This window comes from Azonexus hydrophilus DSM 23864 (genome assembly GCF_000429605.1).
Lineage (GTDB): Bacteria > Pseudomonadota > Gammaproteobacteria > Burkholderiales > Rhodocyclaceae > Azonexus > Azonexus hydrophilus.
In genome coordinates this window covers 572536-587605 of sequence record NZ_KE386925.1, presented here as the reverse complement: position 1 = coordinate 587605, position 15070 = coordinate 572536, and the positions used below count along the sequence as shown (strand labels likewise).

At 65.4% G+C, this 15070-nt stretch carries 9 protein-coding genes; 1 reads left to right on the top strand and 8 read right to left on the bottom strand.

Going from position 1 to position 15070, the window contains the following annotated elements:
- Positions 1-15: 15 nt before the first annotated feature.
- Positions 16-399: a DUF302 domain-containing protein gene (locus tag G471_RS0114155; protein WP_028995910.1), complete on the top strand. Its 384-nt coding sequence runs from the start codon at positions 16-18 to the stop codon at positions 397-399.
- On the opposite strand, the gene G471_RS17840 is transcribed toward G471_RS0114155, so the two are convergent.
- The 8 genes from G471_RS17840 to G471_RS0114115 all read right to left on the bottom strand — a co-directional run bounded on the left by G471_RS17840 (position 400) and on the right by G471_RS0114115 (position 15002).
- Positions 400-6063: an alpha-2-macroglobulin family protein gene (locus G471_RS17840; RefSeq protein ID WP_043421657.1), complete on the bottom strand. Its 5664-nt coding sequence runs from the start codon at positions 6061-6063 to the stop codon at positions 400-402.
- Position 6064: 1 nt separating this feature from the next.
- Positions 6065-8125, bottom strand: a complete 2061-nt coding sequence (locus tag G471_RS18460) for an ATP-binding protein (RefSeq protein ID WP_051295504.1) — start codon at positions 8123-8125, stop codon at positions 6065-6067.
- Between the two features lie 17 nt (positions 8126-8142).
- Entirely contained in the window at positions 8143-8934 is a 792-nt protein-coding gene (locus G471_RS0114140; RefSeq protein ID WP_028995909.1) for an ABC transporter substrate-binding protein, read from the bottom strand.
- A gap of 74 nt (positions 8935-9008) precedes the next feature.
- Complete coding sequence (locus G471_RS0114135) at positions 9009-9872, bottom strand: HDOD domain-containing protein (RefSeq protein ID WP_028995908.1); 864 nt, start codon at positions 9870-9872, stop codon at positions 9009-9011.
- A gap of 24 nt (positions 9873-9896) precedes the next feature.
- A complete protein-coding gene (locus G471_RS18455) occupies positions 9897-10697 on the bottom strand; it encodes a response regulator (RefSeq protein WP_028995907.1) in 801 nt (266 codons plus the stop codon).
- Between the two features lie 143 nt (positions 10698-10840).
- Positions 10841-12163: a sulfate adenylyltransferase subunit CysN gene (gene cysN / locus G471_RS0114125; RefSeq protein WP_281170408.1), complete on the bottom strand. Its 1323-nt coding sequence runs from the start codon at positions 12161-12163 to the stop codon at positions 10841-10843.
- 78 nt (positions 12164-12241) lie between these two features.
- Positions 12242-13171 (bottom strand): sulfate adenylyltransferase subunit CysD, encoded by a 930-nt coding sequence (cysD, locus tag G471_RS0114120; RefSeq protein ID WP_028995905.1) that lies wholly within the window; start codon positions 13169-13171, stop codon positions 12242-12244.
- A gap of 181 nt (positions 13172-13352) precedes the next feature.
- Positions 13353-15002: a methyl-accepting chemotaxis protein gene (locus G471_RS0114115; protein ID WP_028995904.1), complete on the bottom strand. Its 1650-nt coding sequence runs from the start codon at positions 15000-15002 to the stop codon at positions 13353-13355.
- Positions 15003-15070: the final 68 nt, after the last annotated feature.

Here is a 15070-nt window from a genome sequence, read left to right as displayed (position 1 = left end):
CGTTCAGGAAAAACCGTGTTTCATCTCGCCGAAAGCAGCAAGTCCTTCCAGGAAGTCGTTTTCGAACTCGAACCCGCGCTGCAGCGCCTGGGTTTGAGCGTGCTTGCCCGCCACGATCTCGGCGAAGCGCTGGCGCGCCGGGCGCGCGGCGAGGCCCGCGGTTTCGACGAGGATTACCTGCTGCTCGACATCGTCGGCTGGCGTGCGGTCGAGGAACTGCTCGCCGCCGATCTGCGCGCCGGGCTGGCCTTGCCCTGGTGCTTTGCCGTATACACCGAGGACGGGGCGACCCGCCTCGGCTTCCAGCCGCTGTCGCCGCCGAGCGGCGACGCCCGGCTGGCGCGCTGGGTGGCCGAGGTCGAGGACAAGCTGACGCAACTCATCGACGAGTTGCGCTGATCACTCGCCGACCTGCAGGCGGGCGTTCGGCAATTCGCCGAAGACATCCGGCGCGTACATCGCCTCGACCCGCGTCGGCGGCATGGCGAAGTCGCCGGCATTGTTCAGGCGCACGGTGTAGGCGATCTGCGTGCGGCCGCGCGGCAGCATTTCGTAATAGGCGCGCCAGGCGCCGAAGCTGCGTTCGATGAAGCTCGGCCAGCGGCCTTCGCGGGCGTCGCTTTCGCCGCGCGTGGCGATGGCCGAGTCGCGCCCGTCGCCGTCGCCGAGGATGCGCGCGCCGGCCGGCACCGGGTCGCTGATTGCCACCCAGCTCATGTCGTGATCGGCGTCGATGCTCAGCGTTACCCGCCACAGGTCACCGCGGCTGAACTTGCCCGGTGTCTTCTGCTGCAACGGCGTCAGTTGCCGCTGGATGCGGTAACCGGCCTGGCGCGGCGGGCCGTCGGGGATCGCTGCCAGCACCTGGACGTTGGCCCAGGGCTTGCCGCTGCCGGCGTGGCTGAGCGCCAGTGCGTCGTCCTTGCCGGGCTTGGCCGGCCAGGGTAGCGCCAGCGGCTTGTCGTCGGCGCTCTTCCAGTCGAATTCGGCACTGGCCGGGGCCAGCGTCGCCTTGGTGACGCCGCCGACTGCCTCGCGCTCGAACTTCTGCGCGAAGCTGTCGAGGGTGACCCGCGCCCAGGCGTTGGCCGTGGTCGTCAGCCAGCGGCCGCGTTGCTGGCGTTCGAGCGCGCCTTGCAGCAGGCGCGGCAGGTCGGCCTGCCAGTCAGCGTCATCGAGCATCGCCTCGATCAGGCGGAAGGCGTTGGCGTCGGCGCTGGCCATCATCCACCAGCCGTAGTCGGCGCGCTCGTTGGCGAAGACCAGCCGGCTGCCGGCGTAGCCGAGGCGGTTGCGCAGTTCCTGGCGGGCGGCGGCGTACTTCGCTTCACGCTGCGGCAGGTCGGGTAGCGCCTTGAGCACCAGCGTCCAGTCGATCAGCGCCGCCGTTGGCAGCAGCTGCGGGTCGATGTCGAGCGCCGCTGCCGCGCGCTGCGGCTTCTCGCCCTGGCGGACCAGTGCCTGTAAAGCATTGAGCCGGCGGTGCAGGCGCACGTCGCCGGCAAAGCCGGGCGCCCATTCGTCGCGCTTTAGGCGGCCGTCGACGAAGGCGTTCAGGCCCTGCAGCATGCGCCGGCGGCTGTCTTCCGGCAGCGGGAAGCCGGCCAGCGTGACCACGTCGAGCAGGTAGGCGGTCAGCGTCGGGCTGCCGGCCAGGCCGGGGAAGTAGGCAGCCAGGCCGTTGTCGTCGAGGTAGCCGGGCAGGGTGTCGGCGATCTGCTGCCAGCGCGCCGGGTCGTGCAGGCCGACGGCGACCGAGGTCTTCTGTTCCAGGCAGGCATAGGGGTAATCGGCGAAGAAGCGCAGCAGGCCGGGCGGCGGCGTCGCCAGCTTGGGCGACAGCGCGACCTCTATGCCGCCCTTGCCGGGCAGGGCGCCGGTCGGCAGGGTCACCGCCAAGCGGATGTCGCCGTCGACGCGCTGGAAGCTGGCGTGCTGGACGGTGACCGGTACCGCCGGCGCCACCTGCTGGGTGATGCGCAGCGTGTCGGCCGCCTTGCCGCCGTCTTCGCGCGCGGTGAATTCCCAGGTTTCCGCCGTAATGCCTTCGCCGGCCTGCATCGGCCAGCGCAGTTCGCCGGCGCTTTCCGGTGCCAGCGTCAGTTTCTGCGCCGCCAGCGTTTTTGCCCCGTTTTTGCCGTCGACCGTGAGATTCATCGCCCGGGCGGTGCCGTTGCGCAGCGTCAGCATTGCCGTGTAGCGGTCGCCTTCGCGGACCAGCGGCGGCAGGCCGGAGATGATCTGGAGGTCCTGCCTGCTGCGGATGCTGGCGCTGCCGGTGCCGAACAGCGCGCTGCCGGCGCTGGCGACAGCGACCAGCTTGAACTCGCTGAGTGCATCGTTGAGCGGCACGCGCAGCGTCGCCCGGCCGTTGGCGTCGAGCGCCACTTTCGGCTGCCACAGCAGCAGCGTGTCGAACAGCTCGCGGGCCGGCGCTTTGCCGCCACCGCCGCCGGGCGGCAGCGCCTTCTTGCCGAAGTGGCGCTTGCCGATGACCATGCCTTGCGCGGTTGCCGTTTCGACCGCGTAGCCGCGCGTCGGCAGCATCGCTTCGAGCAGCTGCCAGCTGTCGTTCGGGCGCAGTTCGAGCAGCGCCTGGTCGACGGCAGCGAAAGCGACCTCGCTGCCGGTCGGCAGCGGCTTGCCGTCGGGCGTGCTGACGCGAATGTTCACGGTCGCCTGCTGACGCGGCTGGTAGTCGGTCTGGTCGCTGCTGATCTCGACCTTGAGCTGGAAGGCTTCGGTACCGACGGCGATTTCGGCGAGGCCGATGCGGTACGAAGGTTTGGCCAGATCGACCATGGCTGTCGGCTGCTCCGGGTTCCACCAGGCGCGGAACCAGGCCAGCGGCTCGCGCCAGCCCCACTGGAACAGGCTATACCACTTCACCGGTTCGACCCGTCCGCGCACGACCAGCACCGAAACGAAAGCGTTCGGCCCCCATTCGCCGCGCACCGGCACTTCCACCGTCGGTTTGAAGCGCGACAGCGGCTGGACGAAAGTTTCGAGGATGCCGCCGGCTTCGACCGAGATCAGCGCGGTGGCTTCGCGGAACGGCGTGCGCACCTGGAAGCGGGCGGTTTCGCCAGCCGCCCAGGCCTTCTTCTCGGGAATCACGTCGATGCGGTCCTGATTGCCGGCAGAAAACCACAGGTCGCCACCGCCGGAAACCCAGTAGCTGGTGCCGGCGCGGGCGACGTTGTTCTTGACGTCGCGGGTCTCGGCGAGCAGGTAGATGGCACCCGGATCGGCAATCGACAGCTCGCACAGCAGCAGGCCGCGACTGTCGGTCTGGCCGGCGCAGACTTCGCCGAGGTCGCGGTATTCCTGAGTGTTTTCGTAGGCGTAGAAGCCGCCGACGATGCGTCGCCGGTGGCTGCTGTCGATGCGGCGCTTGGCGGTGACCTTGACCGTCTGGCCGGCGACCGGCTTGCCGGCGGTGTCGAGGACCACGGCCTGGAGTCGGTTGCTGCCGCCGCCGCTGGCCCAGTCGGCGATCTTGACGCCGATTTCCAGCGCCGACGGGCGCAGGTCCACGACGCCGCGGATGGTCTGGGTCTCGCCGTTCGGGTCGGCAAAACTCATCTCGGCGTAGAGTTCGGCCGGGCCGCCGGGCTTGGCCGGCAAAGGCACTTCGAGACGGCCGGCGCCGGCGGCGTCGAGTTTGAGCTGCTGCTTGTCGAGGACCAGGCTTTCTTCGTTGACGCCGGCATCGATGGCAAATGCGGCCAGCGCCTCGTCGTCGAAACCGACGTTGAAGCGGTAGTCGCCGTAGCGCGCGTGGTGCACCCAGCGCGGGCGCAGCGTGGCCGAAACTTCGACCTCGGCGTGCTTCGCCGCGCCGCCGTTGAGGAAGGACAGGCCGAGCGCCAGCGGCACCTTGCTGACCGCGATCTGGCGCGCCGGCACGCCCTGGACGCTGCCGGTGAACACCGGCAGGCGGAAGTCAGCGACGCGGAACTCGCTGCTGTAGATCTCGCCGTCGGCACCGCCCTGGAGGACGATCTGCCAGGTGCCGAGCTTGGCCGATTCCGGGACTTTCCAGGCGTTGACCGCGCTCGCCTGGGCGTCCCAGCTGAGCGGCTGGGTGAATTCGGTGCCGCTCTCGCTATGGCGCAGGACCAGCTTGTTCGGCAACTTGTCCGCGGCCGGCAGCGAGAAACCCCGGCTGTCGCGGCTGCGCGCCAGGTGCTTGACCGACAGCGTCTGGCCGGGGCGGAACAGGCTGCGGTCGAGGATGCCGTGGATGCGCAGCGGGCTGTTGTCGCCCCAGCTGTAGACGCCGAAGCGCCACGGCTCGATGCCTTCGTTCCAGTCCGAACGGACGAAGCTGAAATCGCCGCCGCTGCGGGCGCTGGCGAACAGGAAACGGTCGCCGTCGCAGTACGGATTGTCGAGCGCCTGGTCGATCTTCGCCCGGCCGAGCGCGTCGGTCTTGCCCTGCCACAACTGCTTGCCGGCGCAGGTCGACACGCGGACCTCGGCGTCGGCCACCGGCTTGCCGGTGTCGAGCGCGGTGACCCAGACCAGCGCGTTGTCCTGGCCGACCTTGAGATGCACGGCGAGGTTGGTGACCAGCGCCGCGCTGCGCACGTACATCGGCTTGGGCGTCGACAGCAGGGCGTTGCCGAGCAAGCGGCTCTCGATTTCGACGATGTGGTAGCCGGGTTTGCCGAGCGGAATGCCGATCACCTCGAACTCGGCGCTGCCGCCGGGTTTGGGTAGCTCCTGCCGGGTGACGCCGGGGCGCTGGGCGAGGAAAGAGAGTTCGCGGGCGTAGTAGGGGTCGTAGCGCTCTTCGGTCTTGCCGTCGACCACCACCTTGTATTTGTTGCTCTGTTGTTCGAACTTTGCCAGCGCGCGCATGGCGGCGATCACGTCGGCGTCCTCGGTCAGCCGCTGGTCGCTGAAACGGTGGCTGCCGGGTAGGGCCAGGCCGGCGGTCTTGAGGCTGGCTTCGACGTTGCGCAGCGTCACCGGTAACAGCCCGCCTTCCTTCAGTTCAACGATGCCGAAATCGCCGGGGAACTTGGCCAGCGGCGGCAGCGCGCCGCTACGCACGGTCAGCGGGAACTTGTCGGCGTTGGCGAGCGGTCGGCCGGCCTCGTCCTTCACGCCGGCCGGCAGTTCGAGCTTGAATTCCGTGTTTTGCGGCAAGGGGCCGGGGAAGGCGATGCTGTCGAATACCGCTTGCGGATTCTCGCGGTCCAGCGGCTGCGGGCGGCGTGGCCCCTCGGCGGAGGTCAGGCGGATTTTGTCGAAATACTTCACGTCGACCGGCGCGCTGAAGTTGAGCCGGATCGCCGACAGCGGCGAGCATGGCGCGCCGGCCTTTTCGCGTTCGCACGACAGGCTGGCGGTGAATGGCTCGCGCACTGAGTAGACGAAACTCTGTTCCTTGTCGGCCGGGGTGCCGTTGGCCGCCCTGATGCCTTTGCCCCAGACCACTTTCATCTTGCGCCCGGCCGGCAGCGTTTCGCTGCAGCTGACGACGATGGCGTGGTCCGGCATGTTGGCTTGTCCCAGTACCGCCTGGCGGATGGCGGGGGGCACCGGCCGGGCCGGGATGCGCTGGCCGACGCCATCGGCTTCGCACCACAGTCGGTCGTTGAACGAGGCCGGGTCAAGCGGGCCGCCACCGTCGATGACGAAGGCCTGGTCTTCCTCGATCAGCGCGCCGGCACTCGGCCGGATGCGCCAGGGGCGGGGTGCGGCACCGGTGAATTCGAAGCGGCGCTTGCCGCTCAGGGTTTCGCCCTGCAGGGTGCTCAAGCCGTCGCGCAGCGTGAACACACAACGCTCGCCAGCTTGCAGCGGGCGTTGCGGGCGCCAGGTCCAGGTCCGTTCGCTGCTCCAGCGGCCATCGCCGGAAATTCCGGCGCAATCGATGGCGAACGGCGCGGTGGCGGTGTCGTCACCCAGTTTGACCATGGGCTGGCTGAATTGCGCCGAGACCTGGGCAACATGGCCGACCTGGCCCTGCGGCTGGAATTGGCGAACATCGGCAGCGTGGCTGGCTGATATGAACAGGAGCAGGGCGAGTAGCGAAAGTGGGTGGCGCATGTCAGGAGAAGTGTGCGGGAATGCTCAGGGTGAATCGACTGCCCTGGCCGGGGGTGCTATCGACGGTCAGGCTACCGCCCATGGCCTCGGCCAGGCGGCGGCTGATGCTCAGGCCGAGGCCGGTGCCGCCGAACTCGCGGGTGTGCGAGCCGTCGGCCTGGGTGAAGGCTTCGAAAATCTGTTGCTGCTTGTCGGCAGCGATGCCGATGCCGGTGTCGCAGACCCGGATCCTCAATTGGCCGTCGCTGACTGCCGCATCGACGGTGATTTCGCCGGCGCGGGTGAATTTGACGGCGTTGCTCAGCAGGTTGGTGAGGATCTGGCGCAGCCGCAGCGGGTCGCCAAACAAGCCTTCCGGTAGCGGAGCATGCGGCAATACGTGCAGGTGCACACCCTTGGCTTCGGCAGCCGGGGCGAATAGTGCGCTCAAGTCGCGGATCAGGTTGTTCAGGTCAAGCGGCAGGTGTTCGAGTTGCAGGTTGTGCGCTTCGATTTTCGAGTAGTCGAGAATCTGGTTGAGGATGTCCAGTAGCGAAACTGCCGAATCCCGCACGATGCCCAGTTGGCGGCGTTGCCGTTCATCGAGCGGGGAGCGCAGCAGGACTTCGGTCATGCCGAGTACGCCGTTCATCGGGGTGCGCAGTTCGTGGCTGATCGTCGCCAGGAAGGTGGTTTTCGCCAGCGAGGCGGCTTCCGCGCGTTCCTTGGCGAGCAGTAGCTGGCTTTCGTATTCCTTGCGCTCGGTGATGTCTACGGTGACGCCGACGTAGTGCTTGAGCTGGCCATGGTCATCAAGGACGGCGTTGATATTGACGATGCCGTGGAAGAGCGTGCCATCCTTGCGCTTGTTGATGATTTCGCCATCCCAGTGACCCACGGACTGAATGCTTTCCCACATGCGCCGGTAGAACGCCTTATCGTGGCGGCCGGAAGCGAGCAGGCGCGGGTTGCGGCCCAGCACCTCGCTGGCGCGGTAACCGGTGATGCGCTCGAAAGCCGGGTTGACGGCGATGATGTCGCCCTGCGGCGTGGTCAGGAAAACGCCGTTGTTGGTCGCGGCAAAAACGCTGGCGGCCAGCTTGCGTTGGCTGGACAGTTCGCGTTCACGTTCTTCCAGGCGGCGCTGGCGCAGCCAGACCAGGAAGGCCGCACCACTCAATGCGAACAGGATGGGCAGAACCACCAGCGAGATACGCCGGGCCTCGCTGCGCCAGCGTTCGAGGATGGTGTTCTGCGACAGATGCACGGCGACCAGCGTCGGGAAGCGGCTGGAGGCCCGGTAAGCACTGAGTACCGGATTGCCGTCGGGCAAGGTTTGCCGGAGCGAACCGCTTTCCTGGCGAGCCAGCCATTCCGTCACCTGGCCGGCAGCGCCGGCATGGCCGGGCAGATCCTGCGGGTTTGATGAAAGCAGCAGCAGGCCGTCGTGACGCAGGATCTGGGCATGGCCTTCTTCGCTGGGCAGTAACTGGCTGAAATACAGGGTGAAATACTCAGGGTTCAGTGCGGCGACGATCCAGTGGCGTTGCTTGCCGTTGTCGATCCGGCGCAGGACCGGCACGAAAGCCGGGCCATTGTTGCGGAGCTTGCCGGCCAGCGGCGTTTCCGCGATGCCATCGGCAAGGTCGCGTCCCTGCCGCAGGCTGCCGATATGCATGATCAGCGAGTCGTCGCTGATCATCGGAAAGAAGCCGCGCAGGGCCACCTTGCCGCCGACATTACCGGGGCTGGTACTGGCCAGTATCTGACCTTGCTCGTTGATCAGTGACAATGAGCGCAGATGGGGCGTCTTGCGCAGCGCATCGTTCATCTGTTCGCTGAAGCGCGTGCTGACGCTGTCGGTACTCTGCCCGGGCGCCAGACCGACAGCGGCCAGTTCGATCATCTCGAAGGTCTGGGTGAGGTGTTTCTCGAAATTCCGGGCATGGGTGACGGCAGCCTCGATGCCGTTGTCGAGCGCAGCCGTGCGCAGTCGCCACAGTGTGAAGGCGTAGGCGCCCAGCCAGCCGGCGATGAGCAGGCTGAGAACGACAAACAGTGCGCTGCGGCGATGAATCGACATGCTTGCGCTCCGGCGGGTCAGCGAACGACGATGGGCTCCAGTCGGTGGCGGACGGCGTTGGTCATCAAGCGGCCGTCCATTTTCATGGCCTGCAGTTCGCGTTCGACATGACTATGGAAGGCATCGTCGCCGGGGGCCATGGCCCAGGCGTACGGGGTGGTGTGATATTTGCCCGGCGGGGTGACCAGTCTGGCCCAGTCGCTGTTGTCGAGCATCCGGCGGCTGTACGGAAAGTCGGTCATGAAGACGTCGGCGCGACCGCTCTGCACTTCGTACTCGCGGGCATGCGGGGTTTCGAGGATACGCAGTTCGGCATGCTGGAGTTTTTCCTTCATCACGCTTTCATGCAGGGTGCCCCGGGCGACGGCGACGACAATGCCGGGGCGGTCAATGTCTTCCCAGTCCTTGATACGCGGATTGGTCCGGGTGGTGATCGCGTAGATGTCGCTGAGTAGGTAGGGCTGGGTGAAGCGCAGGCGTTCCTGGCGGGCCGGTGTGATGCCGATGGCGAACATGGCAATGTCGCAGCGGTCGTTTTCGATATCGTCGATCAGCGTGGCAAAGGAGCTGTTGACGAACTGCGTGCGCACGCCGAGCCGGCGGGCCAGGTCGTTGGCATTGTCGATGTCGATGCCGCTTGGGCGACCAGTCTTGGGATTGCGGAAGGAAATGCCGTAATAATCCGGCCAGATGCAGACCCGCAGGGTGCCTTGCTCGACGATGCGTTCCAGCCGTCCCTGCGCCATGGCCTGGAGCGGCAGCAGCAGACTGATGAGCAACAGGGCGGAAAAACAGCTTCTGCGGGGCATGTGGCGAATCCGGAAAATCATGCGGTTCAGTTTAACCGCATATCGTCCTGCCGTCATGCTCCTGGCAACAAGGCCTAGCCGGTTTCAGCCAGGCGGGCGGCCTGGATCATTTCGTCCGGTGCGCCGACCCGTTCGAGCAAGTGGCTGTGGCCGATATGCAGCAGTTCCTCGATGGCCCGGAAATCGTCGGGCAGGGCGGCGTCGTTCCAGCCATTGGCCGTATGGCGCGCCAGGTCGACGGCGAGGTTCACGTTGCGCACGTTGAGGGTTTCGGCATCGGCCGGATCGAGCAGGGAGAGCAGCAGTTCGGGCAGGCCCCAGAGTTCGACCAGTTCGCGCATGATGTCGGCCAGCGGTGCGCCGAAAACCTCTTCCTGGACGGCGCGGGTGCGCAGGCTGGGGTTGGCGGTGAGGCGTTCTCGGGTGCGGATGGCCAGCGCCGGGGCGAAGCAGTGCATCAGGATTTCGACAAAGTCGTGCAGCAGCGCGGCCAGGGCGATTTCCTCGAAGCGGGTGTTCTGGCGCAGCAGCGCCCAGTCACGGGCCCACAGCGAGGCCTGGCGCGAGCGGGCGATGACCTTAAGCAGGCCGAGCATGGCCTTGGGGTGACCCTTGAGCTGGTGCTCGATGATCGGCAGTTCCTGGCAGCTATCGAAGAATTTCATCGTGCCGATCATCACCAGCGAGCGCTCGATGGTGGTGATTTCGGCGTTCTGGCTCTTCGGCCGATTTTCCTTCATGTAGCGGAACACGCGCAGCGTCATCAGCGGATCGTGCATGACGATGTTGGCCAGCGTGCGCGTGTTGATGGTTTCTGCTGCGTCGCGCAGTTCCGCCAGGCGGTTGGCCGTCAGCCGCAGGATCGGTAATTCAACTTCCTTGAAGTGTTCGACCCAGGCATTGGTGCCGGGAAAGGGGAAGTCGATCATCAGGGTCATGCTGGCGCTCCTTGGCGGTCCGGATCAGCGGTTGAGCAGCTTTTTCAGGAAGGCCTCGACATAAGCCGGTCGTACCGGCTTGACGATATAGCCGCGGGCGCCGAGACCGGCTGCCTGCTGAACGAGTTCGCGCGAGGTGTCGCCGGTGACCATGACGACCGCCGTGTTCGGGCTGATTTCGCGGATTTTCGGCAGTGCGTCCAGCCCGGACATCAACGGCATGTTGACGTCGAGGAACAAGACCTGCGGCTGGTGTGTCTGGGCAGCACGGACGGCTTCCTCGCCGTTGCCGGCCTGGGCGACGATGTTCATGCCGAGTTCGGTGAGCACGCCCTTGAGCAGCAGGCGGATCGAACTGTTGTCATCGACGATGACCGCCGTCGGCCGGCCGCCCGCCCGGCGGACACCGGGCGTTGCCGGTGCGGCGTTCGCTGCCGGCGGCGTATCGGCCCGTTCGGCCTGCTGACGCACTTCATAAACCTGGCGCAGCTCGTCGAGAATCTGTTTTTGGCCGAAAGGCTTGCGCAGAAAACCGGACGCCCCGTTGTCCGCCGCCCGTTTGTCGATGTCGGCATCTTCCGAGCCGGTCATGAAAACGACGTCGATCTCGGGAAAGTTGCTGTTGACGTCCTTGAGCAATTCCAGCCCGTCGCGTCCCGGTAACTGGTAATCCAGGCAGACGATGGTCGGCTCCAGGCGGCGGATGTCGTCCAGCAGCGTGTTGCCGTTTTCCAGTTGTCCGACGATGGTGTAACCCTGGCTCCCAAGCAAGGTGACGAGCAGGGTACGCATCGAGGCATTGTCTTCGACGATCAGGACTCTCATTTTTTCCGGTGCTGTTCTCGGTTGTCACAATGTCGCGGAAACGCCGCGCCCGCCTATGTTAACCGCGAAATCGACGGAATGGGCGTGCAGAATGCACAATGCCCCGGGGACGGGGCATTGTGCATGGGGCGGGAGCGGATCGGTCAGAGGATCATGCCTGCGCCGACCGTGTTGTTGTTGCTCTCATCGATGACGATGAACGCCCCGGTGCCGCGATTTTCAGCGTACGGATCGACGAACAGCGGTTGCGCCAGCTTGAAGGTGACTTCGGCGATGTCGTTCATCGCCAGCTTGTCGGCGGCGACCTTGTCCAGCGTGTTCACATCGAGGCGGTGGTCGATGGCGGTCAGCTTGGCCTTGGAGTCGCGCGTCGTGTGGCGGATCAGGTAGGTGCGGGCGCGGTCGAGCGGGGCTTCGGCCAGCCAGCAGACGGTGGCGCGGATTTCCTTGACGGCGGCCGGGGCTTCGGCGGTTTTCACGATCATGTCGCCGCGCGAGCAGTCGATTTCGTCGGCGAGCAGGATGGTCACTGATTGCTCGGTGAAAGCTTCGCCGATGTCGACGCCGCCGATCTGCACGGCCTTGACCGTCGATTCGAGGCCGTTGGGCAGCACGGTGACCGGGTCGCCGACCTTGATGCTGCCGGATTCGACGCGGCCCATGAAGCCGCGGTAGTCGTGCAGTTCGGGGTTGGTGGAATCCTGCGGGCGGCAGACGTACTGGACCGGGAAGCGGAAGGGTTCGTCGTGTTCGGTATGTGCGGCCGGCACGGCTTCGAGGATTTCCATCAGCGTCGGGCCGTCGTACCAGTCGAGGCGCTCGCCGCGCTCGACGATCATGTCGCCGTTCAGCGCCGACAGCGGGATGAAGCGGATGTCCTCGATCCCGACCTTGGCGGCGAATTCGAGGTAATCGGCCTTGATCTTCTCGTAGGTTTCCTGAGAGTAGTCGACCAGATCCATCTTGTTGATGGCGACGACCAGGTGCGGGATGCCGACCAGCGAGGCCAGCTTGGAGTGGCGGCGGGTCTGCGTCAGCACGCCCTTGCGCGCATCGATCAGGATGATGGCGAGGTTGGCGGTGGACGCCGCGGTAACCATGTTGCGGGTGTACTGCTCGTGGCCGGGCGCGTCGGCGATGATGTACTTGCGCGTGCCGGTGGAGAAGTAGCGGTAGGCGACGTCGATGGTGATGCCTTGCTCGCGCTCGGCTTGCAGGCCGTCAGTCAGCAGCGACAGGTCGACCGCGCCGAGGCCGCGCTTCTGCGAGGTCTTCTCGATGGCGTTCAGGGTGTCGGCGAGGATGGTCTTGGTGTCGAACAGCAGGCGCCCGATCAGGGTGCTCTTGCCGTCGTCGACGCTGCCGCAGGTGAGGAAGCGGAGGAGGCCGTGGTCTTCGATTTGGTGGGTTGTCATTGATGGTGTTCCTAAAGCGGTTGCAGACCGGGCGAAATGTTTACGTAGCAGGCGAGGACTGTCTGAGTGAGCGTAGCGAGCGAGTTCCGCAGCCAGCGGAGGAAATATTTCGCCCGGTCTCCGGGGGCATCAGAAGTAGCCTTCCTTCTTGCGTTGTTCCATGGAGGCTTCGCTGGTCTGGTCGTCCAGACGCGTGGCGCCGCGCTCGGTGATGGTGGTGGTGGCGGTTTCGACGACGATCTTCTCGACCGTGTCGGCGTCCGACTCGACCGGTGCCGTGCACGAGATATCGCCGACGGTGCGGAAGCGCACCAGCTTCTCAATGATTTCCTCACCGGCCTTCGGCAGGTTGGTCAGTTCGCCGGACACCAGCGGTACATTGACCGGCACGATGGCGCCCTGACGCAGTACCACCGGGCGGGTGTGGGCGAAGTAGATCGACGGCAGTTCGAGCTTTTCGCGCTCGATGTATTGCCAGACGTCCATTTCCGTCCAGTTCGAGATCGGGAAGGCGCGGATGTTCTCGCCTTTATGGCTGCGGGCGTTGTACAGGCTCCACAGTTCCGGGCGCTGGTTCTTCGGGTCCCACTGGCCGAATTCGTCGCGGAAGGAAAAGATGCGTTCCTTGGCCCGGGCCTTTTCCTCGTCGCGGCGGGCGCCGCCGATGCAGGCGTCGAAACCGAATTCCTCGATGGCTTCGAGCAGCGTCACCGACTGGTGCTTGTTGCGCGATTCGCCTTCGTGCTTGAGGACGACCGTGCCGCGCTTCATCGAATCTTCAACCGAGCGGACGATCAGGCGCTCGCCCAGTTCGGCGGCGCGCTTGTCGCGGAAGGCAACGACTTCCTGATAGTTGTGGCCGGTGTCGATGTGCATCAGCGGGAAGGGGAACTTGCCGGGGCGGAAGGCCTTTTCGGCGATGCGCAGCATGCAGATCGAGTCCTTGCCGCCGGAGAACAGCAGCACCGGGTTGGCGCACTGGCCGGCCACTTCGCGCATGATGTGGATGGCTTCGGCTTCGAGCCAGTCGAGATGGGAGAGTGTGTTGCGTTGGGTCATTGCTGGGTAATCCGCAGGGATTGTTGAATGGAGCGGATTGTAGCAAGCGCTTAATATTCAATTAAGAACATGAGTGCATCTTGTTATTCTATTTTTGAATAAATTGACCGTCGCGCCGCCGTCGGCGATGTCAATCGATGCAGGGAAGCACCGCTGCCGGTGAGCCGGCAGCGGCGGGGGCTCAGGCGACGCGGAAGCCGGCGACCAGGCCGGTCAGGCGTTCCGAGAGGCGATGCAGGTCGCTGGTCGACTGGCGGATGCTCTGCGTCGAGGCGTTGTTTTCCTCGACCATGTTCGAGATCCGTTCCATGCTCTGGGCAATCTCGGTCGAGGCGATCTTCTGCTCGGAGACCGAATCGGTGATTTCGGTGACGCCACTGCGCGAGCGTTCAACGACCTGGCTCGACCCCTGAAGGACGTCCTCGACTTCGCCGGCCAGCGCGTTGCTGGCCCGGATCGACGCCTCGCCGGCGGCGATCGCTGTCTGTACGGCCGACGACTGATCCATGATCGCCCGGGTCCGTTGGTCGATCTCCACCGCAGACTTGCCCGATTTTTCGGCCAGCTTGCGCACCTCGTCGGCAACCACGGCGAAACCGCGGCCGGCTTCGCCGGCGCGGGCCGCCTCGATCGCCGCATTGAGCGCGAGCAGGTTGGTCTGGTCGGCAATGTCGCGGACCTCGCGGGTCATGTCGGTGATCGCCTGGGTGCTGTGCACGAATTGGTCGACCGTGCGGGCGATCTCGTCGATGTTTTCCTGGATGTGCCGGATCTCGCCGACCAGGTGGGAGACCTTACGCGTGCCGAGCGCGGTCTGGGCGACGCTTTCCTCGGACTGGGCATTGACGTCGCGGGCGGTTTCCGAGACTGAAGTGATGGCCACCGTCAGCTCTTCAATCGCTGCGGCGCTGCCGCTGACGGCGTTGGCCTGGTGTTCGGAAACCTCGGCCAGGACGCCGGAGGTCTGCGCCAGTTGCTCGGAAGCGCTGGCAACTTCGGCGCTGGCTGCGTTGATTTCGCGGATCAGTTGCTGCAGGCGTTCCATCATGGTGTTGAAAGCCTGTGACATGCGCCCGATCTCGTCCTGATTGACGATTGCCGCGCGGCGGGTCAGGTCGCCACTGCCGGCGATGTGACTCATCGTCGATTCCAGCCCGGCCAGCGGACCGATGATCGAGCGGATGAAGAACAGTGCTAGGGTCAGCAGGACGATCAGTGCAGCAAGCGCCGAGACGCCGAGCCCGAGCTTGACCGAGGCGTAAACTTCGGTCGAGCGCTCGCGGTCGCTGGCCTGCAGTTCGAGCGAGATTTTCTGCATCTCGGCGACCAGCTCATCGATGACCTTGGTCGGTTCACGGTCGATACCGCGCACCAGTTTGTCGACGGTGGCGGCAGGGTCGGCGGCGTTGCGGTCATATTGACCGAGGGCTTCATGGTAGCGCGGCGCCAACTGGCCGAAGGTACTGGTCACCTGCTCGATCTTCAGGCGTTCGGCGACGCCGAGACCGGCCGCGGTCTGGCCGACCTTGGTCAACTGTTCGCTGACCCGGGCGGCTTCGGCGTCAAAACTCTTCAGGTGCCTGGCGTAGGCTTCCGGGTCCTTGCCGCGGAGCAGGGTATTTTTCCACTCCTGAACCATGATCTTGAAACTGACCTGAGCGCTGCGGGCACCATCGATGGCTTCGATCAATGCCGCGCTGCGGGCGATCGATGCATCCTGCTCATGGTGAAGTTTTGCCGCCTGGCTCAGTGCGAACAGGCCGACGCCAAGCAAGGCGAGTACGGCGACGGCGACGAGAATCAACAGCTTGTGCTTGATTTGGAGGTGCATCGCAGTACTCCTGGCTGGTGTCTGTTCAGAAAAAAACTGTCAATAAGCTCACTCTGCTACACGTGCCG

What these genes read in the sequence shown, in the direction of transcription:
- G471_RS17840 (WP_043421657.1), bottom strand. Translation starts at nt 6,063, where the DNA reads ATGCGCCACCCACTTTCGCTACTCGCCCTGCTCCTGTTCATATCAGCC.
- G471_RS18460 (WP_051295504.1), bottom strand. Translation starts at nt 8,125, where the DNA reads ATGTCGATTCATCGCCGCAGCGCACTGTTTGTCGTTCTCAGCCTGCTC.
- G471_RS0114140 (WP_028995909.1), bottom strand. Translation starts at nt 8,934, where the DNA reads ATGCCCCGCAGAAGCTGTTTTTCCGCCCTGTTGCTCATCAGTCTGCTG.
- G471_RS0114135 (WP_028995908.1), bottom strand. Translation starts at nt 9,872, where the DNA reads ATGACCCTGATGATCGACTTCCCCTTTCCCGGCACCAATGCCTGGGTC.
- G471_RS18455 (WP_028995907.1), bottom strand. Translation starts at nt 10,697, where the DNA reads ATGAGAGTCCTGATCGTCGAAGACAATGCCTCGATGCGTACCCTGCTC.
- cysD (WP_028995905.1), bottom strand. Translation starts at nt 13,171, where the DNA reads ATGACCCAACGCAACACACTCTCCCATCTCGACTGGCTCGAAGCCGAA.
- G471_RS0114115 (WP_028995904.1), bottom strand. Translation starts at nt 15,002, where the DNA reads ATGCACCTCCAAATCAAGCACAAGCTGTTGATTCTCGTCGCCGTCGCC.